22 protein-coding genes are annotated in these 24,866 nt (G+C 65.2%); 7 read left to right on the plus strand and 15 right to left on the minus strand.

The annotated features are described in order from the left end of the window. Position 1 precedes the first annotated feature (1 nt). Positions 2-265, minus strand: a complete 264-nt coding sequence (locus ACIBW7_RS06605) for an acyl carrier protein (RefSeq protein WP_397044800.1) — start codon at positions 263-265, stop codon at positions 2-4. Between the two features lie 829 nt (positions 266-1,094). Between ACIBW7_RS06605 and ACIBW7_RS06610 the strand changes: the two genes are divergently transcribed. Next, positions 1,095-2,312, plus strand: coding sequence for a PucR family transcriptional regulator (locus tag ACIBW7_RS06610; protein ID WP_397044802.1), 1,218 nt, complete (start codon positions 1,095-1,097; stop codon positions 2,310-2,312). A 61-nt stretch (positions 2,313-2,373) separates the two neighbouring features. Here ACIBW7_RS06610 and ACIBW7_RS06615 read toward each other — a convergent pair whose 3' ends face one another. The 6 genes from ACIBW7_RS06615 to ACIBW7_RS06640 form a co-directional block, all read right to left on the minus strand. Next, positions 2,374-3,390, minus strand: coding sequence for an alpha/beta hydrolase (locus ACIBW7_RS06615; protein ID WP_397044804.1), 1,017 nt, complete (start codon positions 3,388-3,390; stop codon positions 2,374-2,376). A gap of 316 nt (positions 3,391-3,706) precedes the next feature. Then, positions 3,707-4,219 (minus strand): hypothetical protein, encoded by a 513-nt coding sequence (locus ACIBW7_RS06620; protein WP_397044806.1) that lies wholly within the window; start codon positions 4,217-4,219, stop codon positions 3,707-3,709. Further along, complete coding sequence (locus ACIBW7_RS06625) at positions 4,220-4,672, minus strand: ABA4-like family protein (RefSeq protein ID WP_397044808.1); 453 nt, start codon at positions 4,670-4,672, stop codon at positions 4,220-4,222. Next, entirely contained in the window at positions 4,669-5,625 is a 957-nt protein-coding gene (locus ACIBW7_RS06630) for a hypothetical protein (RefSeq protein WP_397044809.1), read from the minus strand. Before ACIBW7_RS06630 ends, ACIBW7_RS06625 begins: the two co-directional genes overlap by 4 nt. A gap of 24 nt (positions 5,626-5,649) precedes the next feature. After that, on the minus strand, positions 5,650-6,864 hold the full coding sequence (locus tag ACIBW7_RS06635; RefSeq protein WP_397044811.1) for a carboxylesterase/lipase family protein: 1,215 nt from the start codon (positions 6,862-6,864) through the stop codon (positions 5,650-5,652). Next, positions 6,861-7,742, minus strand: coding sequence for a VOC family protein (locus tag ACIBW7_RS06640; RefSeq protein ID WP_397044813.1), 882 nt, complete (start codon positions 7,740-7,742; stop codon positions 6,861-6,863). Before ACIBW7_RS06640 ends, ACIBW7_RS06635 begins: the two co-directional genes overlap by 4 nt. An 85-nt stretch (positions 7,743-7,827) precedes the next feature. Here ACIBW7_RS06640 and ACIBW7_RS06645 point away from each other — a divergent pair, with 85 nt between their 5' ends. Next, entirely contained in the window at positions 7,828-8,781 is a 954-nt protein-coding gene (locus tag ACIBW7_RS06645; protein WP_397044815.1) for an Lrp/AsnC family transcriptional regulator, read from the plus strand. An 18-nt stretch (positions 8,782-8,799) separates the two neighbouring features. On the opposite strand, the gene ACIBW7_RS06650 is transcribed toward ACIBW7_RS06645, so the two are convergent. Together ACIBW7_RS06650 and ACIBW7_RS06655 are read right to left on the minus strand one after the other, a co-directional pair. Continuing rightward, entirely contained in the window at positions 8,800-9,600 is an 801-nt protein-coding gene (locus ACIBW7_RS06650) for a VOC family protein (RefSeq protein WP_397044817.1), read from the minus strand. A 345-nt stretch (positions 9,601-9,945) separates the two neighbouring features. Further along, the gene (locus tag ACIBW7_RS06655) at positions 9,946-11,154 is read right to left on the minus strand and encodes an esterase/lipase family protein (RefSeq protein WP_397044819.1); all 1,209 of its coding nucleotides are present in this window, start codon (positions 11,152-11,154) and stop codon (positions 9,946-9,948) included. Positions 11,155-11,492: 338 nt separating this feature from the next. Here ACIBW7_RS06655 and ACIBW7_RS06660 point away from each other — a divergent pair, with 338 nt between their 5' ends. Together ACIBW7_RS06660 and ACIBW7_RS06665 are read left to right on the plus strand one after the other, a co-directional pair. Then, positions 11,493-12,143 (plus strand): YdcF family protein, encoded by a 651-nt coding sequence (locus ACIBW7_RS06660; RefSeq protein WP_397044821.1) that lies wholly within the window; start codon positions 11,493-11,495, stop codon positions 12,141-12,143. Positions 12,144-12,175: 32 nt separating this feature from the next. Continuing rightward, a complete protein-coding gene (locus ACIBW7_RS06665) occupies positions 12,176-13,228 on the plus strand; it encodes a fused (3R)-hydroxyacyl-ACP dehydratase subunits HadA/HadB (protein WP_397044823.1) in 1,053 nt (350 codons plus the stop codon). Here ACIBW7_RS06665 and ACIBW7_RS06670 read toward each other — a convergent pair. Continuing rightward, the gene (locus ACIBW7_RS06670) at positions 13,189-14,220 is read right to left on the minus strand and encodes an LLM class flavin-dependent oxidoreductase (RefSeq protein WP_397044825.1); all 1,032 of its coding nucleotides are present in this window, start codon (positions 14,218-14,220) and stop codon (positions 13,189-13,191) included. The genes ACIBW7_RS06665 and ACIBW7_RS06670 overlap by 40 nt on opposite strands. A 156-nt stretch (positions 14,221-14,376) precedes the next feature. Here ACIBW7_RS06670 and ACIBW7_RS06675 point away from each other — a divergent pair, with 156 nt between their 5' ends. Both ACIBW7_RS06675 and ACIBW7_RS06680 read left to right on the plus strand, forming a co-directional pair. Further along, a complete protein-coding gene (locus ACIBW7_RS06675; protein WP_397044827.1) occupies positions 14,377-17,106 on the plus strand; it encodes a discoidin domain-containing protein in 2,730 nt (909 codons plus the stop codon). 78 nt (positions 17,107-17,184) lie between these two features. Further along, positions 17,185-17,652 (plus strand): hypothetical protein, encoded by a 468-nt coding sequence (locus ACIBW7_RS06680; protein ID WP_397044829.1) that lies wholly within the window; start codon positions 17,185-17,187, stop codon positions 17,650-17,652. Here ACIBW7_RS06680 and ACIBW7_RS06685 read toward each other — a convergent pair. From ACIBW7_RS06685 to ACIBW7_RS06705, 5 genes are all read right to left on the minus strand, one after another. Continuing rightward, entirely contained in the window at positions 17,649-18,857 is a 1,209-nt protein-coding gene (locus ACIBW7_RS06685; RefSeq protein ID WP_397044831.1) for an ABC transporter permease, read from the minus strand. The genes ACIBW7_RS06680 and ACIBW7_RS06685 overlap by 4 nt on opposite strands. Next, entirely contained in the window at positions 18,854-19,732 is an 879-nt protein-coding gene (locus tag ACIBW7_RS06690) for an ABC transporter ATP-binding protein (RefSeq protein ID WP_397044833.1), read from the minus strand. The genes ACIBW7_RS06685 and ACIBW7_RS06690 overlap by 4 nt, the downstream gene beginning before the upstream one ends. Before the next feature lie 84 nt (positions 19,733-19,816). Continuing rightward, positions 19,817-20,827, minus strand: a complete 1,011-nt coding sequence (locus ACIBW7_RS06695) for an alpha/beta hydrolase (protein WP_397044835.1) — start codon at positions 20,825-20,827, stop codon at positions 19,817-19,819. Next, positions 20,824-21,774 (minus strand): acyl-ACP desaturase, encoded by a 951-nt coding sequence (locus tag ACIBW7_RS06700; protein ID WP_397044837.1) that lies wholly within the window; start codon positions 21,772-21,774, stop codon positions 20,824-20,826. The genes ACIBW7_RS06695 and ACIBW7_RS06700 overlap by 4 nt, the downstream gene beginning before the upstream one ends. 45 nt (positions 21,775-21,819) lie before the next feature. Continuing rightward, positions 21,820-22,791 carry a transcriptional regulator gene (locus ACIBW7_RS06705; RefSeq protein WP_397044839.1) on the minus strand — a complete coding sequence of 324 codons (972 nt, stop codon included), beginning with the start codon at positions 22,789-22,791 and terminating at the stop codon, positions 21,820-21,822. Between the two features lie 400 nt (positions 22,792-23,191). Between ACIBW7_RS06705 and ACIBW7_RS06710 the strand changes: the two genes are divergently transcribed. After that, positions 23,192-24,742, plus strand: coding sequence for an acyl-CoA carboxylase subunit beta (locus ACIBW7_RS06710; RefSeq protein WP_397044841.1), 1,551 nt, complete (start codon positions 23,192-23,194; stop codon positions 24,740-24,742). The last annotated feature ends 124 nt before the right edge of the window (positions 24,743-24,866 follow it).

Raw genomic sequence — 24,866 nt, forward strand, 5'->3', positions numbered from 1 at the left:
TCTATGCCCCGATACCAGAGTGCCGGTCGGCGACGGACTTGGCGACCACACAGTCGATTACGTCGCGCGCAGTGTGCAGTGTCGCGGCCTCCGCATCGGAGATCTCGATCCCGAACGTGCGCTCGAGTTCGATGACGAGTTCGGCCGATCGGACCGAGTCCAAGCCATAATCCAGCAACGGCGTATTCACATCGATAGACGGCACCTGCAATCCTCGCGAAAAGAGTTCGCGCACCCGTGTACCGACATCGTTCAGCCCGGTCATCGCACGTCCTCCCACACGCTCGAACCTGCCACGTACGCGGTGTGCTCGACACGGGTACAGCACATCGACTCCGTCGCGTGAACCATGAATCTTTGCTGCTCAGCGTGGAATCCAGCGTCAGCCGAGACTGCGATCACTTGCCCTCCGATACGACAATCAGGACTGTCACGTCCAATATCTCGTCCATGCGCACAACTGTTGGCAATCACAGCGGTGCATGCACACATCTGTACACCGCTGATTTACGACTGGCAATGTGAATAGCCTCGACTCAGAGCCGGTTCGAACTTTCAGCAACTATTTCGCTAATTCGACTCGTCGGCATGTACAGAACTCGGCCTCGCCCACCGAAAAGAGGACTCGACGAGTCGGCGTCTGAGACAATACATTCCGCGATTCGTGGTCACAGACAATTCGTCAATTCGACCATCGGTCGCGGCGCAGGATCATTTGTCAATAAATGTGCTGTTCATGCCCGATTCACTGAGCGGACAGCAGAGTTTCCGAACCGACCTATCGGTACTTTTGTTTTGTATCGAGCGGTAACACATTCCGCGTCGAACACAAAGCCGCGTAACGGCGTTTTTACGTCATGCGGCCGGACATGCGCACTGCCCCGAACTCTCGGCTAACTTCTGGTCCCAGCGGCGGATGTGACGGCTCTCATTACCCGCCGGTAGCCCCTCTGACGCACTGTGACCGGTCACAAGTGCCCGACCATCCGGATAGCGCACTCTCACAGAACCGAGCGAACCGGTCCACACCCCACCTCAGGCAGTTACTGTGAATGCTCCACACAGCTACGTCCGTGGCCAAAAAGGAGTCGCCAATGTCCGTCGACCACTCGACCAGGCCGACCCTGACCCTTTCGGGCAAGCCGATGTCATCCTCACTCAAGGACGTCCGCGCGCTGTCCCGGCAGATGGTCGGCCACTTCGTGGACAACGTCATCCCCTGCGCGACGATGCCAGGGGAAGCCATTACCGGTGATTTCACCGCCAGCACCCGCGTCTGCCTCGAGATCGCGGTCAGCATGCTCGACGGCAAGGACATCCCGGAGAAGGTGCAGCGGCTCGAGGACCATGCCGCGGGCTGGGCCCGCGAGGGCGTGCCGATCGACACCATCCTGCATTCCATCCACGAGGGCTTCCAGATGGGCCTCGAACTGGTGGTTTCCAGTGCGACGATCAAGGACTACGACAATCTCGTCGACGGCGCCAAGATGGTCATAGAACTGCTCGACAAACTCACCTCGGCGATCTCGGTGGCCTACATCCGCGAGCTGCGCGCCGTCGTCAGCGAGCACCACACCGCCGTGCACACCCTCACCTCAGCGCTGCTCGGCGGGCACAGCACCTCGACGATGGCCCGCGAATGCGGTATCGCCATCGCGGAGTCGTACGACGTTCTCGCCGTTGCCATTCCACCGCATCGCGACGAGCACAACCCGATGCTCGACGCCCAGGTGGTGGCCCGGCGCAAGTTGCGCAGGCTGCAGGCCGAACTCGCCACGCAATGCGGCGCCAGCGCGCTGTCGCTGCTGAGTGTGGACGGCGGCACCGTGCTCATTCCCTCGGCCCAATTCGACACCGACGAGTTCGACGCGGTGGTGGCCAGGCTCTCGCACGCCGCGCAGGTCGGCATTACCGCGACGATGGTCGTGGCCACGCCGGAGCAGATTCCGAACGCCGCCGACCAGGCGCACGAACTCCTGGACATGGTGCAGCGGCTGCAGGCGGTGGCCGGGCTCTATCGCTTCGACGAACTCGCCCTCGAATACCAGCTCACCCGGCCGGGCCCGGGCCGCGAATACCTCGGTTCGCTACTGGATCCGCTGGACGAACACCCCGAACTGCTGGAGACCCTGCAGCGCCACATCGGCAATAACCTCAACCGCCAGCGCACCGCCCGGGTGCTGCACGTGCACACCAATACCGTCGACTACCGACTCAAGCGCATCGGACAGCTCACCGGCTTCGACCCGTCACAGCCGTCGGGACTCTGGTATCTGCGCTCAGCGTTGGTCGCGCGCACGTACCGCACCTGACACTGACGCACGCACCTGATAGTGCAGGCCCGTCGGACGATCGTCCGACGGGCCTGCACTATCAAGAGGGAACACCAAGCCCCTCGGCCAGCACCGGCCACGAAGTCTTCAGCGCCTCTTGCCAATACCCCCACGAGTGTGTCCCGGTGGGCTGGAAATCGTAGGTGGCGGGGATCCCCAGCTGATCCAGTTCGGTGCGCAGGTTCTGAGTGCACCAGTTCACCGCGGACTCGATGACACCGCCGATCACCAACTGGTTGAAGAACCCACGCGGCCCGGGCTGCATATGACTGCCGTTGTAGCTGTCATACATGCCAGGAACACCCGTCCCCGTCGAGATGAACAGGTGGAGGCCGCGCAACTGCCCGGCATGCAGGTACGGGTCGTTGGCCGCCCACATCGGATCATTCGGCGGGCCATACATATTCACCGTATCGCCCCCGCCCCATCCCTCCACCGCAAGCTTCACGAACTGCTGCCCGATCGGATCGCTGATCTGGGCGCAGCCGCTGTAGGCCGCAACCGCCTGGTACAGACCGGGTTTCGCGATCGGCAACTGCAAAACCGATGTGCCCGAGGTGGACAGCCCCGCGATGGCATTGACGCCAGTGGTTCCCAGTTCGGCATCGATCAGCGGCGGCAGCTCCTCGGTGAGGAACGTCTTCCATTTGTACAGACCGAGTTTCGGATCCGGCGCACGCCAGTCGGTGTAGTAGCTCCACTTGCCACCCACCGGCTGCACCACATTCACGTCTTTGTCGGCCAGGAACCTCAGCACATCGGTGTTCTTCTGCCAGGTCGCACTGTCCTGCCCACCCCCACCACCGTTCAGCAGATACAACGTCGGCCGCGGCGTCGAACGCTCGGCCGGACGCAGCACCTGCACCATGATGTCCTGATGCATGGCAGCGGAATACACCCGCAGTTGCACCGTGCGATCGTCCTCGGCCCACGACCCGGTGATCGACGACGGGCGGTCATCAGCCATCACACTCGGCGACGCCGCGACCACACCAGCACCCACAGTGAACACCGCAGCAAGCGCAGCGAACGCGTGCACCCCAGGGCGGCAACGCATTTCACTCCTGGCTCGGCCCGAATCGGCAACCGACGCAGCCGTTCGTCCGGCGGAACCTCGTTTCATCATTCACATCCTCCAGACCCTGGCGTTCGTCGACTCGCACCGTTTGTGCTCGTCAACGGCACAGAAACTGCGCCAACGCTAAAACCGGAGAAGAGCGATATTCCGCAAACATCGGCCGGATCTGGACACCTCACGAATGCCTCCGACCCCCCTAGGGATACGACACAACCCGCGATACACGCCGCGATTCTCGGCATCCGCTAGTGCTTTGGCCAGCACAAAGGCCCAACGTTCAGTGTGACAACACCGGTCAGCGTTCCACTGCCACGTCGACGAGTTCGGCACGGCTCGGGCTGTACAGCCCGGCCGCCCACAGCACCACCGCGATGTAGAGCACCTGTTCGGGTATCCGAATCCACAGCGGGGATGCCGGCGCACCGTTGAACGGGATGTCGGATACGGCGGCGTAGATATTGGCGGGCAGCAGGGTGACGAATAGTGCGGCCAAGCCGATCCCAGCGGGTCGACGAGTCCGGGTGAGGACGAGACCGAGCGCGCCGAGCAGTTCCAGCACTCCGGTCAGGTACACCATGAAACTCGGAAATGGTACGAACGGCGGCACCATCGGCAGCAGATCGCCATGGGTGGGAGCGGGTCCGCTCGCGAGGCTGTCGGGAAGGAAATGCGTTGTGCCGGTGAGCACCAGCATCGCCGCGAGCGCATACGCCGCGCATGTCGGCCAGTCGGTGAATCGAGTGGCTCCCAGTACACCCGCCAGGCGCAGCCCGAGCAGCACGATCAGGAGAAAGATCAGGGTTTCCATTTATGTCTCCGCATAGGTGGGTTGGTTCGGTATCGGTCGGTATGCCGGGAGGAATCGGATGATCAGGTAGCCGAGTACGCCGAGCGGCGCGAACAAGATCGTCAACAGCAGCAGTGCGCTGATCGGCATGGGGTGGATGCCGCGTTCGCGGCTGTCGAAGTAGATCCAGCGGCCGAGAAACAGATCGAATCCGACAAAGTGCGCCCACGCCGCGGCCGCGCCCGTACTGCCGGCGAGAATTGTTTGCAGCCCAGGCAGGTTCGGGTTGGCAAGAGCAGACAGAAACGGCCCGAACTCCGGTAGCACCAGCGTCGCGTAGATCAGCAGCGGCGGTGCGCAGATCAGCGGTGACGCGACGGCGGTTGGTGTTCGGCGCCACCGCGGCGCCAGGATCATCAGTGCCCAGAAGGGCGCGGCCGGCCAGAAGGTGAGGTCGAATAGCGAACGGGTCATCGAGTCGCTCCGATCGCGGTCAGCGGTTCGGGTGACAGATGCGTGGATCGCGGTCGGCGCCGAATGATCATCGTGGCCGATCCGGTTGCAGCAGTGGCGATTACGGCCAGTGCCAGCAGTGTCGGCGGATCCGGATGCACCACGGATTGTCCGCGCAGCGCCTGCCAGGTCAGCACGGCGAGCAGGCCGCCGAAGGTTGCTGCCGCGACGGTCACGAGCGCTGCTCGGGATCGGGCCGATCGCAAGGCAGGGATTCGGCGGGCACCGAATTCCAGGGCGATCACGACCAGCGGAAGCAGTTGCACCGCATGCATTCCGAGAAAATGCGGGATGCGCAGGTCACCACTCGTGGTGCTCCAGCCGAGAATCGGCAGGCCCGCTCCGCCGTCGGGGCGGCCCACAGTGTGCGCGCCTTGCATGTCGCTGCCGGTCTCGCGTTGGGCCGGGGTCGGGATCACCATGAGCATCCCCAGCGCGGCGCCGATCAGCGAAAGTGCAGCGCCATAGCGGATGGCGGCGTTGCGGGCCGGATCCGGCGCCGGGTTGCGGAACAGAACCAGCGATACGACCAGCGTCGCAACCCAGACCACGATTATGGACAGCCCCATGGTTTCCCACAGCGCCGCATTGAGCGGAGTGGTGAAGTTGAAGTGGCTGGTGGTGCCGCGCACGATCTGGATCACGATGACGGCCAGTTCCACACCGAGACCGACGGCCGCCACCGTGCCCGCCCACCAGGCGACCCGTCGCCAGCGGGTGAGCTGGGCGATCAACCAGGCCCAGGTGACCGCGTAGATCAGCACCGAGAGCGCGAATTTCACCGCCTTCACCCAGATCGGCAGTCCGGTGAGAACACGATCGTCGACGATCAGGCCCCCGATCGAGAAGAGAACAAGCAGTGCCATCACGATGGCGAGCAGCATCAGTGGGCGATGCCATTGCAGGGCGATCATGTCGTGTCCTTCGGCAGGAACTCGTCAGGTGTTCATGTGGTGTTCGGTGGCGCGGGACCAGCCGGGGTCGCCGTCGCGAATGAAGTCGGTCCAACGCTCGCGCATGTCCTCGACCAGGGCCTGCGGCCGCTCGCCCATGAGCATCGGTGCGTGCGCCCACGCTGCCGCATTCCCGAGCAGAAACGGCAGTTCCAGGCCGTGGCACGCGCCGAAGGGGCTGGCCGCGGGATGCCAGTCGAATCGGTAGAGCCATGCGGTATTTCCGTGCGCGGCAAGGGTTTCCGCCAAACGCAAGGTAGGAGCACGGAACAGTTGGTGGGTCACGGTGTCGGCTGCGTCGGCCACCATCGCCGCCGCCTCGTCCTTTGTCGTTCCCAGCAGGACCTCGATGCCCGTAGCAGAGACCGACCGCACCAAGTCGTCGCTGACGAGAACACCGTCGGCGACAAGTTGATACGGCGGAGCCGTACCACCAACGCGCGCCGCGACCGCATACTGCGCCGAGAGCAACTCGGCCACCGGAACGTCGAACAATCGTCGCTGCTCGTCCGGCGCAAGACTCAACTCGCTCAACAGCATCCGCCCGGCAGCCACCGCGTCCTCGGGCGACGCGGGCGCCATACCCGCAGGTGCGCTCTGCAGGATCGCGCGCCGGAAAAGTCCGGCGGTTCTGGCCGGCATCGCGAGTATCGAGAGCGCCCCGCCGGATTGCCCGGCAACGGTGACCTGCGCCGGATCCCCGCCGAACGCGGCGATATTGTCCCGCACCCACTCCAGTGCGGCCAGTTGGTCCAGCAATCCGAGATTGCCTTCGCTCACCCCGGGCAGGCACAGATATCCGAGAACACCGAGTCGATAGTTGATCGTTACGACAACGATGTCGCCGTGCTCGGCCAATTCCGCACCGTCGTACCAGGCCAATCCGCCCGAGCCGCTGGTGAATCCGCCGCCGTGCAGGAAAACCAGCACCGGATGACCGGACCCGGCCGGTGCCCAAACGTTCAGCGACAGACAGTCTTCGGCCTGGGCTACCGTGAACCCACCCATGACACGCTCCAGCCGTGACGCCAACTGCGGTGCGGCCGGGCCGATCTCGACACTGTCGCGGATGCCCGGCCATGGCGTCGGAGGACGCGGCGCGCCGAACCGCTCGGCCGTCGCGAAAGCGATGCCGCGGAATGCGGATACCGCACCGTCGATACTCCCCCTGAACTTGCCCGCGGCGGTCTCGACGATCATTGCGCGACGAATGTCAGTCCGGCGCCGTATGCGTCGCGCGCGGACACAAAGAACCCCGCCGCGGTGCTGCAAGTCGGCGTACCACTGCCTTCCACAATCCGACGCGCGTGGTCGATATCATCGACCCCGATGGTCATCGCCGCGAAGTACGACGGCGCAGGCACCGGCTCACCCGGTAGTACCTGGCCGGCGTCCGACGACCGAACGAACTCCAGTCGAACCTCTTTGTGCGCCAATACCGTCAACGAACCCTCGGTGGTCGGATCGATCGCGACGATGCGGCGGTAGCGGTCGAGGATCTCGTCGAACTCGGTGTCGGCGGCCACGATCGTCACCGCCGCGATCCCGCGCGCCCCGTTCCGATGGTCGAGATACCGTGGCTGGTGCACATATTCGCGGGTCAGGTGCTGGGAGATGCCGAGCAGACCCTCGGACGTGCTGTGCGGGTCGATGTGCACCGTGCGGGCGCGCATGGTCCGCACGCCCTCCTCGGTGTCCACGTCACGTTCCAGCTCGAGCACACCGGAAGCGGGGAGCCCGGCGGCGATGAGCCGCCTGCTGACCGCAGCGGCGTCGTCGGTCTCCAGATTGAGAATCCGGAATCCATCCGGCAGCCGCTTCGCGTGCCATGGATCCGGCGCGGAGGCATCGACGATGCCGAACAATTCGATGTACGAGCCGCCGAACACCGCGCATTCGTTGGCGGTGCACCCCAGAATCGCCGGTTCACCCGGCCGCTGGCTCATCAGGTGCCGCGATCGCGGCGTCAAGGTGAATCCGAAGGACCGGTATCTACTCGTCATCGCATCGAAGTCACTGCCCTTGAGACCGGTGTGGTGGACGGCCCCGATGTACTGCTGGCCCATGTCGTCGTTCATGCGAACGAGCCTGCTGGTACACACCGTCGAAGACCGCTTATCGGGCGGTCGACGCCGTTTTCGGACGTCTATCTACCCTGATCGGGTGGATTCGGACACCCTCGACGATCTCGACCTGCAACTGCTGCACGCACTACAGATCGATGGCCGCGCCGCATACAGCACAATCGCCCAGGTGCTGGGAGTTTCCTCGCGCACCGTGGCCCGCCGCTACGGCCGCCTGCGCGCCAACGGACTCGTCCGAGTCACCGGCGTCGCGGCCCCAGGGCCGATCGCCACCGCCGAGTGGATCGTCCGAATAGCGGTACGAGCCAGTGCCGCCGACGCGCTGGCTCGCGTCCTCGCCCAGCGACCGGACACCGCTTGGGTGACGGTGGTAGACAGCGGTACCGAAATCGTGTGCATCTTCCGCATTCCCGACGACGGCCCGGCACAGCTGGCCGGACTCGCCCGACACAGCGATGTCCTCGATATCTCCGCGCACCGGCTCCTGCACCACTTCATGGACCGCCGCTGGCGCGGCCGCACCTCCGCGCTGACCGCCGCGCAAATCGAGGCACTGCAACCACCGGATACCGCCACGACACAGCCCATGTCACTGACCGACCTCGACCACCGGCTACTCGCCGCCCTATCGCTCGACGGCCGCGCCGCCTACCCCGATCTCGCCCGCCGCATCGGCTGGTCCGAGACAGCGATCCGGCGTCGACTCGACGAGCTTCGACGTGCCGGGATCCTGCGATTCAGCGTCGAAATCGACCCCGCCGCATTCGGTTTCACCGTCTCCTGCGTGATCTGGATGAGCGTAGTTCCGCATCAGCTCCAGACTGTGGCGACAGCCTTGGCATCCGACTTCGCGGCAGCATTCATCGGCGCCACCACCGGCGAGCACAATCTGATAGCGATCGTGGTCTTCCGCAACTCCGCAGAGCTGTATACCTACCTCACCGAGCGGATCACCACACTGGGCGGCATCGAACGCATGGAAACCACACCGATCGCCTCCTACACCAAGCGCGACGCCCGAATATTTCGTTAGTCGTTCTGCGACGGTCGTTTACTGTGGCATCTCGCCGACCGTCACGTTGGTGTCGATGATTCCGAACACCTCGCCCTGTGGCGCCGAGACCATTGCCATCCGGCCGGCAGGCGAGTCGGAGGCGGGCATCAGCACCCTCGCGCCGAGCTCGGCGGCCCGCGCCAACCCCGCGTCGACGTCGTCGAACTGGAACCAGGTCAGCCAGTAGCTCGGCATAGGGTCGCCGGGCATCACGGTGTCATCGTTCATACCGCCGGCGGGCTGTTCGCCGCCGCGCGGGGTGAACATCGCGTAGATCATGTTCTTGCCGTCGCCGACATCGGCGTAAGTGAAACCGAAGACATTGGCGTAGAACTTCTTCGCGGTGTCGAGCTGCCGGGTGTGCAGTTCGTTCCAGCAGTAGGCGCCGTGCTCGTTGTGGACGGCGGCGCCGTTGTGCGCACGGGCCTGCCAGATGCCGAATGCCGCGCCGACGGAATCGACCCCGATGAACATGCGCCCGGCGTCGAGCACGTCGAAGGGAGGCATGACCACTTGGCCGCCCGCCGCGCCCACCTTCTCGGCGATCGCGTCGGCATTATCGGCGGCGAGATAGGTCGTCCATACCGAGGGCATCCCGGCCTGCGGCTTGGGGCCGATCCCCGCGACAGCCTGCCCGCCCTTCATTCCCATCAGATATCCGCCGGACTCGTCCCCGCCGCCCTCGATGGTCCAGCCGAACAGATCCGCGTAGAACTCGCTCGCCTTCACCGCGTCGTCGACCTGGCAGTCGACCCAACACGGGGTGCCCTCGGACCAAGGTGTGCTTCGAACAGGCATCGGTATCTCCGTTCACTCGTCGGTTGCCTGCGGCCGCGGGCGGGCCAACCGATCCCACCCGAGGTGATGCCGATCACACTGCCGTCTAGTAGTGAACCAGCATCCCTGGCCGGTGTCCTGGAGTTCGCCGAACGTTTACCGCCACCGGGTCCGGACATCCGAATGCCCACCGGGCCGATCGTGCGGAATCGGCTCGGTGGGCACGCCGCCACGCGCCTACACCGACCGAGAAACAGAAGGCGGGGTAGGAATCCGTTTCACCGGTACGGAGTCGCGTAGCGGTCGGCGCACCCGCCGAACAGGCTCGGGGAGTCAGGGTTCGTCCTGTTCGGCCGCGGTGCACGCCTACAGCTTGCCGCCACCGCCGATCAACCACGGGTTGAAGGCGCACTCCAGATTCGGATGACCGGCCGGGTCGAGCGCGTTGAGCGCGATCGACAGGGCGCGCGGTGAGTACATGATTGTCAGGTGGTCGGAAAGGTCCTGTTCGCAACCGTCCTGCAGGGTGATGTTGTGGACGGTCACGCCTGGACCCGCCTTCAGGAAGGTCAGGTCGTAGGGGTTGGTGACCTCGTCGTAGCGAGTTCCGACCACGGTGTAGTCGACGCCGGCGATGGTGTCGCCGTTGGCGTTGAGCTGGTTCACGAAGTCCGAGCCGATGGTCTGCTGGATGCCCGCGTGACCGACGAAGATCTCGATGAAGCCGAGAATATCGATGCCGAAGTTATTGATGGCCCGGCCCAATGCGCCGATGCCGTCGAGGCTGGTGCCGTGATGGGTGGCGCCGAAGGTGACCAGATTCTTCACCTTGGCCGCACCGCCCTCGAACTTGGTGTACCAGTTGGCCATCGAACCGCCCTGGGAGTGGGCGACGATATCGACCTCGGACGCGCCGGTCGCGGCCAGCACTCGATCGACGAAAGCGGCGACCTGTTCGGCCGAATCCTGGATGTAACCGGTGCCCATCACACCGGGTAGCACCGAGCCGAGACCGCCGCCTTCCAGCAGGTTCGAGCGACCGTAGTTGAAGGTGAAGACGCAGAAGCCCGCATCCTTCAGCGGCTGGCCCATATAGGCGAATCCGTTGTAGGCGTTCATCCACGTGCCGTGCAGCGCGATCACGGGGCGCGGATGTTCGGCGGTCGGCTTACAGTTCCAGTCATTGGTGCCGGGCGGTGCGACATCCGGATTCAGCAGGCCGTAGCCGAAGGCGGCCAACCACGATGTCATCGGCGGGCCGTAACCCTGTGTGTCACTGGCGTATCCGCCCGACGACCCGGAGCTACTGCCGGAGCCGCCGTAGCAATCACCGGAGCCATTGCCCGATCCTGCACCGCTGCCCGAGGTGCAGGCCGAACCCGAACTGCCCGCGCTGCCGGAATCGGCGACCGGTGCCGCCTTCCGGCCCGCGGCAATGTAGTCGGCCAGAGTCTGCTCCGTGGGCGCCGGATCGGGATTCGCATTGGCTGCGACGCCGGTCACACTCATGGCGAGCACCGAGACGCCCATCATCACCGCGGCGCTGACCGACCGACCGCATCTACTTCGTTTCATGACATGCCTTCCTGGAGAACGACAGCGTTCGAGTCGCAGCGCCGAGGTATGTCGGTCGACGGCGCTGAAACTGCGCCAACGCTAAAGCCGGGTGTCGGTGAAACCCGTGGGACGGCAAGGTAACTGGATACCTCACCAAAGGGCTTTGTCTCCGTTGGGGGTGCGGCACAACCAGGGATTTCCTCTGCCGCAGTGACGCCTACAAATTCGGGCGATCCAATTCGGTGAATTCTCCAGATCACCAACGGATCACGAGCAATTCGGAAAATTTGGGACGACCATGGTTCCACGTTTTCCCGCCGTCGGCGGCCACCCGACGGCTAATGAGTGGAGCCGCCATGTCCGATCCGATCGAATCCACCGTCCGCTTCGGCCGCGGCATCGCGCGGATGACCGCGGAGCCCAAGCTCGGCGCCGCGACGGTGGCGGCGGTATTACTGCACAGCCCGCCCGCGGTCGCCGATGTGGGCGGCTCGGCAGAACAGCCGCAGGGCATGCTGTTCGGTTGGCCGCCAACCGAACCCGCGCCGTCGGCACAGCCGCTCGGTTTCCGCGGACCGCAGACCGCGATCGTGGTGCTCGGCTACGGACTGCTCCCTGACGGCGAAATGCGACCGGAGTTGATCAGTCGGCTACACGCCGGATATGCGCAGGCCCTGCTGGCTCCGCTGTCACCGATAATCGTGACCGGCGGCAATCCGCGCAACGGAGTCACCGAGGCGCAGGCGATGGCGGATTGGCTTATCGGACACGGAATTCCGGCCGCGCGCGTCCATATCGAGGCCGAGGCGGTCTCGACCACGCAGAACGCCGAACGTTCGGCTCGGATCATGCACGATATCGGCATACGCGACGCCGTCGTGGTGACCTCCGCCGACCATATCGACCGGGCCGCAGCCCTTTTCGGCGATGCCGGAGTAGCCGTCGTCGCCACGGTCACTCCCGAAAAGGTACCGCCGCTCGTTTGGGAGTTCGGGCCCAGATCCTGAGCCGCACCACATCCCGCAACACAGGAGCGAATATGAACAATAGCGCCGTCGATGCCGCTGCGGCCCAAGCCGACCAGGCCCGCGCATTACTCGACCATCGATATCGATCCGCCACCACCTACGAGGTCGGACGGGAAAAGATCCGTGAATTCGCCCGTGCGATACAGGATTTCCACCCCGCACATTGGAACGAGGAGGCGGCCGCGCAGCTCGGCTTCGACGGTTTGATCGCCCCGCCCACATTCGCCTCGATAATCCTGCTCCGGGTCCATCGCGAAATACTCGATACCCTCATCACCGGCTACGATTCGCACCGGATTCTGCACGCGGACCAGGTGCTCGATATCGGCAGGCCGCTGGTCGCCGGCGACCGGATCACGTGTGATGTCTATTTCGAATCATTTCGGCATTTCGCCGACTACGACGTGCTCGCGGTCAAGAGCGTATTGACCGATCAGCACGGCGAGGTGGTACAGACCGGGTCGACGGCTCTGCTGGCGCGCACCGGGCCCGAGGGCACGGGATCGGCGGAGCGGGTCGGCCGGATCGCTATGCACTCCCCCGATGCGCCGGGTATGCCCGGCGTCGTTGTTCCGAGCGACGGCGACGGGATCGTGGCACCGATCTCGCCCCGCATACCGCGCACCACGGTCGATTTCGAATCCCTTTCGGTCGGTACGGAGTTGCCGGCCCGGGTCCTACATCTGTCGCGCGGTGATCTTGTCAATTATGCCGGGGTGACCGGTGATACCAATCCGGTGCTGTTCAGTGAGCAGGCCGCCAACGCGAGCGGGCTGCCGACCGTCGTCGCCCCCGGCATGCTCAAACTCGGCCTGGCCGCCGGATACCTCGGTGGCTGGCTCGGTGATCCGGCGGCTGCCACCCGATTCCGCGCCCAGTTCGCGCATTACACGCACTATCTGCATATTCCGCCGCTACAGGCCAGCGCCATCGAATTCCATGGTCGGATAACCTCACTCGATCCGCATCGCCGCAAGGCCACGGTCGCGCTGGACGCAAGGTCGCACGGCCGTAGGCTTTTCGGCTACGCCGCGGCGGAAGTCCTGTTCCCGAAGCGGGATTGAAGCCCGGTCAGCCGGGCGAGTCTGCGATGTGAGTCCAGCCGGGCGCCGCGGTCGTAAGTGCTGGTGTGGACCAGGATTTCGTCCGCGCCGGTGCGTGCGACCAAAGCTTCCAACGCCGCCGCGACCTCGTCCTCGGTCCCGTGGATATGGTCGCGCAGCGCCTCGTCGAAGATCCTGCGTTCCCGGTCGGTCATCGTCATGGATTCGATCTCCGCGGGTGGAATCAGCGCCGGAAACTCACCGCGCGTGCGGGAATACGCGCTCGACCAAGCCTCGGGCAGCAACAGCCGATGCGCCTCCTCGGTCGAATCGGCGATCACCACCGCACCGGATACGACGACATACGGTTCGGATCCCCATGGCGTCGGACGGAATTCCGCGCGATAACGGTCGATCGCCTCGACCATACGGTCCGGTCCGGCGATCGAGGCGATGACCAACGGCAAGCCGAAACGCGCAGCCCGCTCCGCACCGGAGCCGGTCGCCAGCAGGAATGCGGGTACCCGCAACCCCTCCGCAGGCCAAGCGTGCACACCCGACTTGCCGCGCGTGAAGTATTCGAGAACATCGGTGAGCTGCTCATCGAAATCGTCGGCATCGGTCTTGCCGTGTCCGAGCGCCCGTCGCACCCCATCGGTGAAACCCACCGAGCGCCCGAGCCCCATATCGATCCGTCTCGGGTACAGCGATTCCAGGACACCGAATTGCTCGGCCACGACCAATGGTTGATGGTTCGGCAGCATCACCCCGCCGGTCCCGATTCGGATCCGCGAAGTCACCGCAGCGGCGGCCGCGGCCAGCACGGTTGGCGCCGAGCCCGCGACGCCGGGCACGCTGTGGTGCTCCGAGACCCAGAACCGGTGATATCCCCAATCCTCGGCCAACCGCGCGAACTCCACGGTCTCCCGCAGTGTCTCCGGGTGGCTCTGGCCGCGTCGGACGCGCGAGCGATCCAGAATCGAAAACCGCACCTCATCGAGTCCCGAAGTCATATCTGTGTCAACACCCCGGGCCCCGCCGCATTCCACCGCGCGGATCGTTGTGGATGGAACAATGGAATCACACCTGCGTAACCCGGTAGCCGGTCCTGCGGTCGTCGACGCGTATCGCGGCTCGGCACGAACGTCGAGCTCGACGTGGAGGCGCGAATGTCCCGGATCGGCCAGTTGTTCCAACGTGTGAGCCGTCGCACCACGATTCTGTTGGGTATCGCGCTGGCGGCGGTCGTCATGTTGGCGGCAACAGCGGTGCTGGTCGCGGTGCGTCACAGCGATCGAGTTGCCAGTGGTGCATGTCCGGATGATCCATCGGCGTCGGCTCCCGGCTGGGCGCCGTCGAACGATCAGGTGGACGTGCCGATCGGTGCACATCCGTTCGTCGGGAACGGCTATCTCGGATTGCGTGTGCCGCCGCGCGGCATGGGATACACCGCGACCGATGAGACGACCGGCTGGCCGCTCTACACGCCCGCATACGATGGCGCTTTCGTCGCCGGCCTCTATGCGCACACTCCGGGTGTGGCCGACAACCGCGAGGTCGCCGCGGCCATTCCGAACTGGTCCGGATTGCTGGTCGGTGTCGGCGAGCACACCTATTCGCCGGCCACACCCGCTGCTCAGATCTCGAACTTCACGCAAACACTGCACCTGCGCTGCGGACTGGTGCGGACCCGGCTGACTTGGAGCGCGCCCGATGGCAAGGCCACCGATCTGGTCTACGACGTGCTCACCGACCAGGTGGATCAACATGTCGGCGCGGTGCACGTCACGGTGATGCCGCACTGGTCGGGCGAGATGGTCGTCTCCGATCTCGTCGACGGCGCCGGTGCGCGACGGGTCGGCGAGTCCGAGGTGGGCGCTCGCGATGACGACACCATTCGGGTCGGATTCCGTACCGACGGCACCGATGTCGGCGGCGATATCGTCTCTGTGCTGCGCCCGGGGGCGGGTATCGCTTCGAAAGCGATTCAGCCGATGCCACCTGCCCGCGATCTCAGTGCGCGCCAGGATGTTCGGTTTCCGGTGCGCGACGGCGGCACGTATCAGTTGACGAAGTTCGTCGGGGTCGATACCACCCGCACCTCTCCTGATCCGGCGGCGACCGCGTTCGAGTCGGCACAGCGGGCCGTGCGGACGGGATGGGCGAACCTGCTCGCGGAAACATCCGCGGCCTGGCGGGCGCGGTGGCGCGGTGACATCGAGGTGCCCGGTCAACCCGATGTGCAGACATGGGCGCGCGGTGCGCTGTATTCGCTGTATTCGAGCACGAACTCTCAACAGGACAACAGCATTTCGCCGGTCGGGCTCAGCAGCGACAACTATGGCGGCGCGGTGTTCTGGGATGCGGATATCTGGATGTTCCCCGGATTGCTGCAGTTCGCACCGGAATTGGCGAAATCGGTGGTGGACTACCGCTTTCGGACATTGCCCGCCGCCCGGGCCAACGCCCAGCGGCTCGGCTACCGCGGCGCTTTCTATCCGTGGACCAGTGCGAGCCGTGGCGATCTCGACGAATGCCACAGCTGGGATCCCCCGCACTGCCTGACCCAGATCCATCTGCAAGGCGACGCGTCCCTGGCGGCCTGGCAGTACTACGCGGCCACCGGCGATACCGGCTATCTGCGCGAACGCGGCTGGCCCGTGCTGCGCGCGCTCGCCGAATTCTGGGCCTCGCGGGTGACGCGCAACGACGACGGCAGCTACTCGATTCGCAATGTCGCGGGCCCCGACGAGTACAGCAACGGGGTGAACGACGCGGTCTACACCAATGCTGTCGCCGCCCTCGCCCTGCGCAATGCCACCCGCGCGGCGGAGATTCTGGGCGAACCGCACCGGCCCGAGTGGACCGCGATCGCCGATGGGCTGCGCATGCCGTTCGATCGCAGCCAACGGATCTTCGTCCAATTCGACGGCTACACAGGCACTCCCATCAAACAGGCCGACACCGTGCTACTGATCTACCCCCTGGACTGGCCGATGTCGCCGGATGTGGCGGCCAATGTGCTCGAATACTATTCGGAGCGAACCGATCCCGACGGTCCCGCAATGACCGATTCGGTGCACGCCATCGACGCGGCGACAATCGGCGCCCCCGGCTGCGCGACCGACACCTTCCTCGAGCGCGCCGCGCGCCCGTTCGTCCGGGGCCCCTTCGGCCAGTTCGCCGAGGCCCGCGGCGCCAAGGTCGGAGCGAAGGACCCGCTCGCCGGTGCGCCCGCCTTCACATTCGTCACCGCGGCAGGCGGCTTCCTGCAGACCTTCACCAACGGCCTACTCGGCCTGCGCTTCGACACCGACGGAATCCGGATCGCCCCAACCCTTCCGCCCGAACTCCCCGACGGCCTCACCATCCGTGGAATCCACTGGCAGGGACGAACTCTCGACGCCACCATCGGCCCCGACGAAACCGAACTCACCCTGACCGAGGGCCAACCGCTACAGGTCCGAACCGATACCGAAACCCACCGCCTCGACAGCGAACTGGCGGTCCCGACCCGCCGCCCCGACCGGACCCCCACCGACAACCTAGCCCGCTGCAAACCGGTCACCACCAGCTCCGACGAACCCGGCAAATACGCCGAAGCCGCCGTAGACGGCACCCCCGCCACCAGCTGGTCCCCCAACACCCCCACCGCCACCCTCACCGTCGACCTCGGCCAGGAAACCCACATCGCCCGAATCCTCCCCCACTGGGCCGCCCCCACCCCAACCTCATTCACCACCTCCCCCGACAACCACACCTGGACCCCTATCAACCCCGACCCAACCACGGGCACCCTCCCCACCCCCCTCTCGACCCGCTACATCCGCCTCGAACTCACAACCCCAACCCCGCACCCCACGCTCCGGGAACTCGAAATCACCGGCCCCCGAACCTGATCCACGCCCCGTTGCACCCATCGGTTCCAGTGCACAATACGGGCACGTCGCCGCTGGGCGGGTCCTAGCATGAGACGGGTGCGTCGGTTGCTTTCGCTCTTGTTTCTCCCGCTCGCAGCCTGTGCTGACCCGACACCGGCGCCGAGTGCAACGATCGTTACGACCACGGAGTACGTCCGCACACCGGCGGATTGCACCAAGCTGGAAATCACCGCGCTCGTTGTCGAGCCCGGGCACGGCTATATCTTCGGCACGCATGCCGAATGGCTGCCCAAGGGGCAGTTAGTTCGCGTTCGAGTGGCGATTACCAACGCCGACAGCACATTCCATACGACCCGCACCACCGACTATCAACTCGACGACGCCGCGGGCACCGCACATCCGGTCAGCAACGATGCCATGGCCATCAAACGTCAACCGACCGAGGTGACCATCGGCGCTGGGAACCGACTGGAACTCGATCTCTGGTACGACATTCCACTCGACACCACACCGAGGCTCCTGCGCGACAGCGCCTGTGCCACCACGACGACGCTTCCCGGTTAGTCCTCCACCTTCAGCGCCTGCCGGATCGTCAGTCGCCCTTGGGTCTGCATCAGGGAGCGGCGGTAGATCCGCTCCGCGATCACGACGATGCCGTAGGTCGCGGCCGCCATGAGGGCCAGGGCTATCAGCGGTTCCCACCAGGATGCGGTGCCTTCGGCCAGGCGTGCGGGCATGGTGACGATGGACAGCACGGGCACATAGGACGCGACCACTCGAGCGGTACCGGAGAGGAAGATTCCGGCGAACAGCACCAGCATGATGAGCAGCGAGAGCGGTGTCGCGGTGGATTGGATGTCCTCACTGCGGGTCGCGAGCGAACCGGCGACCGCCCACAGACTAGCGAGGGCTAGAAACCCGACGACGAAGAAGACGATGAACCAGCCTGCGGCACCGGCGATTTCGCTGACCTGATCCCCCTTGCCGGTAAACGTCAAACCGGCCAACCCCGCGCAGACGAAGAGCGCGAGCTGCCCGAAGGCCATGATCGTATTGCCGATCACCTTCCCGATCAGCAACTGCCGCAACGGAATCGCGCTGGCGAGAATTTCCACGATGCGGTTCTGCTTCTCCTCGACCACGCTCTGGGCGATCGACATACCGAACAGGAACGAGGCCATATAGAACAGGAATGCGAAGACGAAGGACACCACCTTCGCCAGACCGGGATCAACGGCAGACGGATCGAGCAGACCGTACGCGACCACGCTACCGCGACTCAGCGCCTCCATCGATGTACCAGCGGAAATCGCATTGCGCTGCACCGTAATCTGCCGGACCGCAGCCGTCAGGTATGTCGCGGCATTATCGTCCTGCCCCGCTTTACCGACCAGCCGCCACTCGCCCGAACCGGCGGGAATCAACCCGACATCGACCGCGTCGTCACGCACCTGCCGCTCCACGGCGCCCACATCGGGCTCCGGATGCCCCGTGAAAATGACGTTCTTATCGGCGCTTTCGGCAAAACTGTTCGCGGTCGTAACGATCTGATCCGCACCCGCACCCGTGATCGCCACCTCGACCTTGTCGGTGCGACTGCTCACGAATCCGCTGATGGCCAGCGACGCGACAATCGCAATGATGGTGATAGCGGTGGAGATGAGAAAGTTCCGGTCGCGCAACTTCACCACGACCTCACGCTCGGTGACGATCCGCCACACCCCGCGCGGCACGGATTGCTCGGCAGCGTTCATTGTTCGCTCGCTCATGCCGTCACCTCCCGATAGATCTCCGCCAGCGACGGCCGCACCTCGGCCAACTCCCGCACCGAACCATGCGCCAATGCCGTGGTCAGCAATTCATCGGTAGTCGCACCGGTCAGTTCCAACAACACACCCGACCCATTGCGCTCGAGCACGCTCGCCCCGGCGAACTCACCGAGCCACCCGGAATCTCCGCCGAGGACCAACCGGTAGCGCGTCCCACCCGTCGCACGCAGTTCCTCGACCGCACCCTGCCCGACGACCCGACCGGCCGCCAGGATCACCAACTGATCGCACAACCGCTCCACCAGATCGAGCTGATGCGAGGAGAACAGCACCGGCACATCCCGCGCCGCGTACTCCCGCAGCAGTTCCGCCATCGAATCGACGGCAACGGGATCCAGACCGGAGAACGGTTCGTCGAGTATCAGCACATCCGGCTCGGCGATCACCGCCGCCGCGATCTGCACCCGCTGCTGATTACCGAGCGAGAGCGACTCCAGCTTGTCCTTCCCGCGATCCCCGAGCGCGAATCGGTCCAGCAGGTCGGCCGCATGCCGCTTGGCTCCCGCGACGGATTGTCCGCGCAGCCGCGCGAGATAGACGAGCTGATCGAGCACCGGCTGTTTCGGATACAACCCGCGTTCCTCGGGCATATAACCGAACGAACGCCGATCCGCGACGGTCACCGGCCGCCCCTGCCACCGGACCTCCCCGCCGTGAATGGCCAACACCCCCATGATCATTCGCATCGTCGTGGTTTTACCCGCGCCATTGCCGCCGACGAATCCGGTCAGTGCCCCCGGCAGCACCGGAAACGACACGTCGTCCACCGCCACCTTGTCCCCGAACCGGCGCATCAGGTGCGCGACTTCCAGCATCGAAGCTCCCCTCCGTCGATTTGCCCCAACCCTACCGACGCGGCCCACCGAGGCAAGCCGCATCAGCTCAGGGTGTCGCGTGGATCAGTGCGGGTCCGGAAGGCCGAGCGCCGGGGCGAGCACTCGCCAGGCCCGCGGCAGTTGGGCCTCGAAGTCGGGCCAGGTGTGCATACCCGTCGGGGCGTAGTCGACGGTGGCCGGGATATCGAGTTCGGCCAGTCGTGCCGCGAAGCGTTCGGTACACGAGCGCGCACCGGCCTCGAGGGCCAGACCCCCGCCCGCCGTCTTCAAGGCTTCGCCGAGGTCGGACGCGCGCGACACCGCGACGAGATCGGCGTCGGTCGGCAGGCCGGTCGCGGCGGCCAGGTAGATCGAGGTGCCGCGCAGCTGCGGTGCGCCGAGCAGGCTGTCGTGCGCACTCCACTCCGGCGATCCGGGTGGACCCCAGAGGTTTTCGACATTGCCACCGCGCGACGCGACGGTGATCGTGGTGACCGCCCGACCGAGATCGTCTGCGGTGGAATAGCATCCACTCATTCCCGCGACCGCACGGTAACGCCCCGGATTCCGCTGGGCCAGCATCATGGCCGCCTGCGCACCCATGGACACACCCGCGATCGCTCGCCGCCCATCGGTTTTCAGATACGACTCGATAATCGGCGGCAGCTCGCCGGTGAGAAAGGTTTCCCAGCGGTTGACCCCGAGGGTGGCGTCGCGTCGCATCCAGTCGCTGTACATGCTCCCGGTGCCGCCGCTGGTCAACACCACATCGACCGGCTTATCCGCGAAGAACTCCGCCGCACGCCCCTTGGTCAGCCACCCCGAGACCGCCTCGCCGTCGACGCCATCGAGCAGATACAGCAATGGATGCGGTCCGGAACCGCTGCCGCGCAACACATCCACCGTAATGACCCGGCGCATTGCGGCCGAGGCGATGGCGAAACGTTCGTGCCGCGGCCCGACCGTCTCGATGCTGATCGTTCCGGTCCGCGTCATGGCCGGATCGACGGCGGGCGGATCCGCGAGTGCAGGCACGGCCGCCAGCGCGGCGATGAGGGCCATCGCCGCCGCGGTGATCGGTGCTCGAAGACTCATGGTACGACGGCGGCTCGCTCTGCCTGTCTGGCCGCGACCCGGTCGCGCTGCTCCTCGAAACGTGTTGCCTTGACGGACAATTGGTCGAGGTATGCGCCGAGTTCGTCGCGGGCGCGTTCGCCGTCGTCGGATAGATCGGTGCGCTCGAAGACATTCCAGGCGCGCAACACCGGCCGCAGCACGACATCCAGATGCTGGCGCAAATCGTAGATGCCGCTCTTGGCCAGTACCACCGCATTTCGCCGGAAGTTGGGCTGGGTGAGTCCGGGCATCTGGAACCGCGTGACGATATCGGTGACCGCACGCATGGCCTCGTCGGGTGCTAGGTCGAGGGCGGCGGCACTGAGGTTGCGGTAGAAGATCATATGCAGGTTCTCGTCGGCGGCAATCCGTTGCAGCATACGCTCGGCGATGGGCTCATTACAGGCGGCGCCGGTATTTCTGTGACTTATTCTGGTCGCGAGTTCCTGCAATGTCACATATGCGACCGAACGCAGGAACTGCGACCCCTGCTCCGGTTTCGCGACACCCGTCGTCATATGCGCCATTCTGGCCTGTTCCAGGGCCACCGGATCCACCGCGCGAGTGACCACCAGATAATCGCGCATGACGATCGCATGACGGTTTTCCTCCGCGGTCCAGCGCCCGACCCAGGTCCCCCAGACGCCGTCCAGTGAGAACGACTCCGAGATCTCTCGGTGATAGGAGGGCAGATTGTCCTCGGTGAGCAGGTTGGTCACCATGGCGGTCCGCGCGACCTCCGGCAGCAGAGATTGTTCCGGATCCCAATCGATGCCGCCCATGGCGGCAAAATTCCGGCCGTCGTCCCACGGCACATAATCGTGTGGGTGCCACGCCTTGGCCTTGCGCAGGTGCTCGTCGAGGTGACGTTCGGCGACGGGCTCCAGTTCGCGCAGAATGTCGAGATCGGTCAACGCGGTCGTCACACGTGCTCCTTTGTTCACCCCTGAATCGACGATAAGCGGGCTGGTTCAGGCCGAACGAGTGATTCGTCGATCATTGGGCGAGGTGACGACAGCTCGACGACCTGGCTGGAAACCGTCACAACCCGGCAGATCAGCCAACCGATAGAGCCCCGGCGCCCGGCCGTCGGCGAGCAGCCGGGCGAGCCGTTCCTGTGCCGACCCCGCCAATTCGGGAATCCGCGCGGTCTCTCCGAAGGCGACCACTGCGGTCAGCGGTACCTCGGCAGCCTCACTGACCAACTCGAGCACCTCTGGAGTGAGCGCGAGCGGTGTCATGGCGGATACCTCGTCGATCGGCACCAGGACCGTGCCGCCCTCATCGGACAGCAGCGACAGTGCCCGGGAACCGAGCGGCATCGCCAGCGCCGCCTGGACCCGCCGCAACTTCCGACGCGCCGCGGACGGCGCACCGAAACCGCGTCTTCGCTCGTCCGGATGTGCGGGAATCGCGAGGGCGACGACCTGATAAGACGTGGCGACGCTGATGCCTGCGCGCACGGCCAGCCGTGCGACGCCGTGCCCGCAGAGCAGCGCCGATACCAGAGTCTGCGCGACCGTCTGCTGTTCGCGGGCGACCTGGCGGTGTTCGTCCAGATAGGCCGTGGACGTCGCCGTCGTCACCATTTCCAGCACGCGCACGATCAATCCGGCCGCGGCCGCCACCTGACCGGCATCCTCGTCCGCCGCCTGTTCGGCCAGGAATTCCAGCCCCACGCGCACACCGTCGTGATAGGCGTCCAGCACAGTTTCCAGCGCCACCCCCTCGCGGGCCCACTGCACGGCCGATCCGGTGATCACCGCGGGCTGCTCGGGGGCCGGAACCAACTGCGGTTCCAGCACTTGCGCGGCCTCCGCCAAACAGGTGCGCGTGATAGTACCGAGATCTCCGCGCTGCGTGCGCCGGGCCTGAAAAGTCAAATGTTCGACCAGTTTCGATTCCAGGCTCTTACTGCCCGAACCAGCCTGTTTGCCCACCATAATTCTGAAAGGCTAGTGGTGTTCGGACCGAAATCGCATACCCGGTCCGGTAATTAGGAAAGTCATCACACTGTGCCGACAAGCTTGGGCGAAATCACAAGCAGCAGAGCGATTCTCGGTCCAATATATCCGGTCATTCGGATGACCGGATATAGTCGGCGAGACCGGGTGCTCCACGGGACACTGACGCGGGTGCGCCACCCGGCGCGACAGCTGTAACGCCCGGCGACGATCCACCGACGCACCGAGGACGGCACACCCAGCGGACCGGTGAGCCGTCCGATGACTAAGGTTGAATCCCTGTGCTGCGGGTCCTACACCCGATAGCATCGAGCGCCTTGTACCGTTCGGTGGATCCGGACAGTACAAGGCGACTAGTTCGAAGGATGGCATACCCCATATGAGCGGCACGCGAGAAAAGCTCGAGGAACTCCGGGACATCCTGGAGCTTGCCGAGGAACCCGCCGGCGAGACCGGCATCGCGAAACGCAAGAACAAGGGAATACCGAGTGCGCGCGAACGCGTGCGCATGCTGCTGGACCAGGGCTCCTTCGTGGAAATGGGCGCGCTGGTGCGACAGCCGGGCAGCACCGACGGCATGTACGGCGACGGTGTGGTGACCGGCCGCGGCTACATCGACGGCCGGCCGGTCGTCGTCATCGCCCACGACCAGACCGTGCACGGCGGTTCGGTCGGCGAGATGTTCGGCCGAAAGGTCGCCGCCGCAATGGAATTCGCGCAGGAGAACGCCTGCCCGGTGGTGTCGATCAACGATTCCGGCGGCGCCCGCATCCAGGAGGCGGTGACCTCGCTGGCCTGGTACGCGCTGATGTGCCGACGCCAGGAGGATCTGTCCGGCTTCGTGCCGATGGTCGCGGTCATGCTCGGCAAATGCGCGGCCGGTTCGGTCTACGGCCCGGTCAATATGGATGTGCTGGTCGCGACCGAGAGGTCGTACATGTTCGTCACCGGTCCGGAGGTGATCAAGGGCGTGACGGGCGAGGTGGTCAGCGCCGACGATCTCGGTGGTGCCGCCGCCCTGCAGGCCAATGGCACGGTGCACCATGTCGCCGCCGACGAGCAGGCCGCCTTCGACTGGGTCCGCAGCTATCTGAGCTACCTGCCGTCGAGCTGCCTCGAACAGGCTCCGGTGGTGAATCCGGGACTGGAACCTGAAACCACGGCACACGACCTCGAGCTGAACTCGATCATTCCGGATTCCGACCGGTCCGGTTACGACATGCACGAGGTGCTGCTGCGCATCTTCGACGACGGCGATTTCCACGAGATCAGCGCTGGCACCGCCCAGAACCTGATCACCGGATTCGCCAGGGTCGACGGTCGCAGTGTGGGCGTGGTCGCCAATCAGCCGCAGGTACTCGGCGGCGCGCTGGACGGACTGTGCTCGGATAAGGCGGCATACTTCATCCGGCTGTGCGACGCCTTCGGCCTGCCGCTGATCTTCGTCGTCGACACCCCGGGTGTGCTGCCGGGTCTCGAAGAGGAACGCAACGGCGTCATCAAGCGCGGCGGCCGGTTCTTCCGCGCGGTCATCGAGGCCACGGTGCCGATCGTCTCGATCGTGACGCGCAAGGCCTACGGCGGTGGCTATGCGGTGATGGGCTGCAAACCGCTGGGCGCGGACCTGGCGCTGGCCTGGCCGACGGCACAGATCGCGGTCATGGGCGCCGAGAGCATGGTCGGCATCATCGGCCGCAGGCAACTGGAGGCGACCCCGCCCGACCAGCGCGCCACCGTGCGCCAGCAGATGATCGACTTCTACAACGCCACCGTGGCCACCCCGTGGACCGCGGCCGAACGCGGCTACATCGATGCCGTCGTCGAACCGTCGCAAACCCGTCTGGAGATCCGCAGGGCGCTGCGCCTGCTGCGTGAGAAGGGCGCGGTCAGGAAGCACAACCCGCGCAAGCACAGCCTCTTCCCGGTCTAGTCGCCGCCCCGTTCGTGTTGTGTCACAGCACAAACGGGTACCGGTCGTGTGATATCAGATGTTCGTTCGCTCGCCACGCGGCCCGATACCGCTGTGCCCTGACGTCATCCGTGCCCGACCCGTG

Source organism: Nocardia sp. NPDC049526 (assembly GCF_044465765.1).
Lineage (GTDB): Bacteria > Actinomycetota > Actinomycetes > Mycobacteriales > Mycobacteriaceae > Nocardia.

Excerpts from the sequence above, each read along its gene's own strand:
- ACIBW7_RS06605 (WP_397044800.1), bottom strand. The coding sequence starts at position 265 with ATGACCGGGCTGAACGATGTCGGTACACGGGTGCGCGAACTCTTTTCG.
- ACIBW7_RS06610 (WP_397044802.1), top strand. The coding sequence starts at position 1,095 with ATGTCCGTCGACCACTCGACCAGGCCGACCCTGACCCTTTCGGGCAAG.
- ACIBW7_RS06615 (WP_397044804.1), bottom strand. The coding sequence starts at position 3,390 with ATGCGTTGCCGCCCTGGGGTGCACGCGTTCGCTGCGCTTGCTGCGGTG.
- ACIBW7_RS06620 (WP_397044806.1), bottom strand. The coding sequence starts at position 4,219 with ATGGAAACCCTGATCTTTCTCCTGATCGTGCTGCTCGGGCTGCGCCTG.
- ACIBW7_RS06625 (WP_397044808.1), bottom strand. The coding sequence starts at position 4,672 with ATGACCCGTTCGCTATTCGACCTCACCTTCTGGCCGGCCGCGCCCTTC.
- ACIBW7_RS06630 (WP_397044809.1), bottom strand. The coding sequence starts at position 5,625 with ATGATCGCCCTGCAATGGCATCGCCCACTGATGCTGCTCGCCATCGTG.
- ACIBW7_RS06635 (WP_397044811.1), bottom strand. The coding sequence starts at position 6,864 with ATGATCGTCGAGACCGCCGCGGGCAAGTTCAGGGGGAGTATCGACGGT.
- ACIBW7_RS06640 (WP_397044813.1), bottom strand. The coding sequence starts at position 7,742 with ATGAACGACGACATGGGCCAGCAGTACATCGGGGCCGTCCACCACACC.
- ACIBW7_RS06650 (WP_397044817.1), bottom strand. The coding sequence starts at position 9,600 with ATGCCTGTTCGAAGCACACCTTGGTCCGAGGGCACCCCGTGTTGGGTC.
- ACIBW7_RS06655 (WP_397044819.1), bottom strand. The coding sequence starts at position 11,154 with ATGAAACGAAGTAGATGCGGTCGGTCGGTCAGCGCCGCGGTGATGATG.
- ACIBW7_RS06660 (WP_397044821.1), top strand. The coding sequence starts at position 11,493 with ATGTCCGATCCGATCGAATCCACCGTCCGCTTCGGCCGCGGCATCGCG.
- ACIBW7_RS06665 (WP_397044823.1), top strand. The coding sequence starts at position 12,176 with ATGAACAATAGCGCCGTCGATGCCGCTGCGGCCCAAGCCGACCAGGCC.
- ACIBW7_RS06670 (WP_397044825.1), bottom strand. The coding sequence starts at position 14,220 with ATGACTTCGGGACTCGATGAGGTGCGGTTTTCGATTCTGGATCGCTCG.
- ACIBW7_RS06675 (WP_397044827.1), top strand. The coding sequence starts at position 14,377 with ATGTCCCGGATCGGCCAGTTGTTCCAACGTGTGAGCCGTCGCACCACG.
- ACIBW7_RS06685 (WP_397044831.1), bottom strand. The coding sequence starts at position 18,857 with ATGAGCGAGCGAACAATGAACGCTGCCGAGCAATCCGTGCCGCGCGGG.
- ACIBW7_RS06690 (WP_397044833.1), bottom strand. The coding sequence starts at position 19,732 with ATGCTGGAAGTCGCGCACCTGATGCGCCGGTTCGGGGACAAGGTGGCG.
- ACIBW7_RS06695 (WP_397044835.1), bottom strand. The coding sequence starts at position 20,827 with ATGAGTCTTCGAGCACCGATCACCGCGGCGGCGATGGCCCTCATCGCC.
- ACIBW7_RS06705 (WP_397044839.1), bottom strand. The coding sequence starts at position 22,791 with ATGGTGGGCAAACAGGCTGGTTCGGGCAGTAAGAGCCTGGAATCGAAA.
- ACIBW7_RS06710 (WP_397044841.1), top strand. The coding sequence starts at position 23,192 with ATGAGCGGCACGCGAGAAAAGCTCGAGGAACTCCGGGACATCCTGGAG.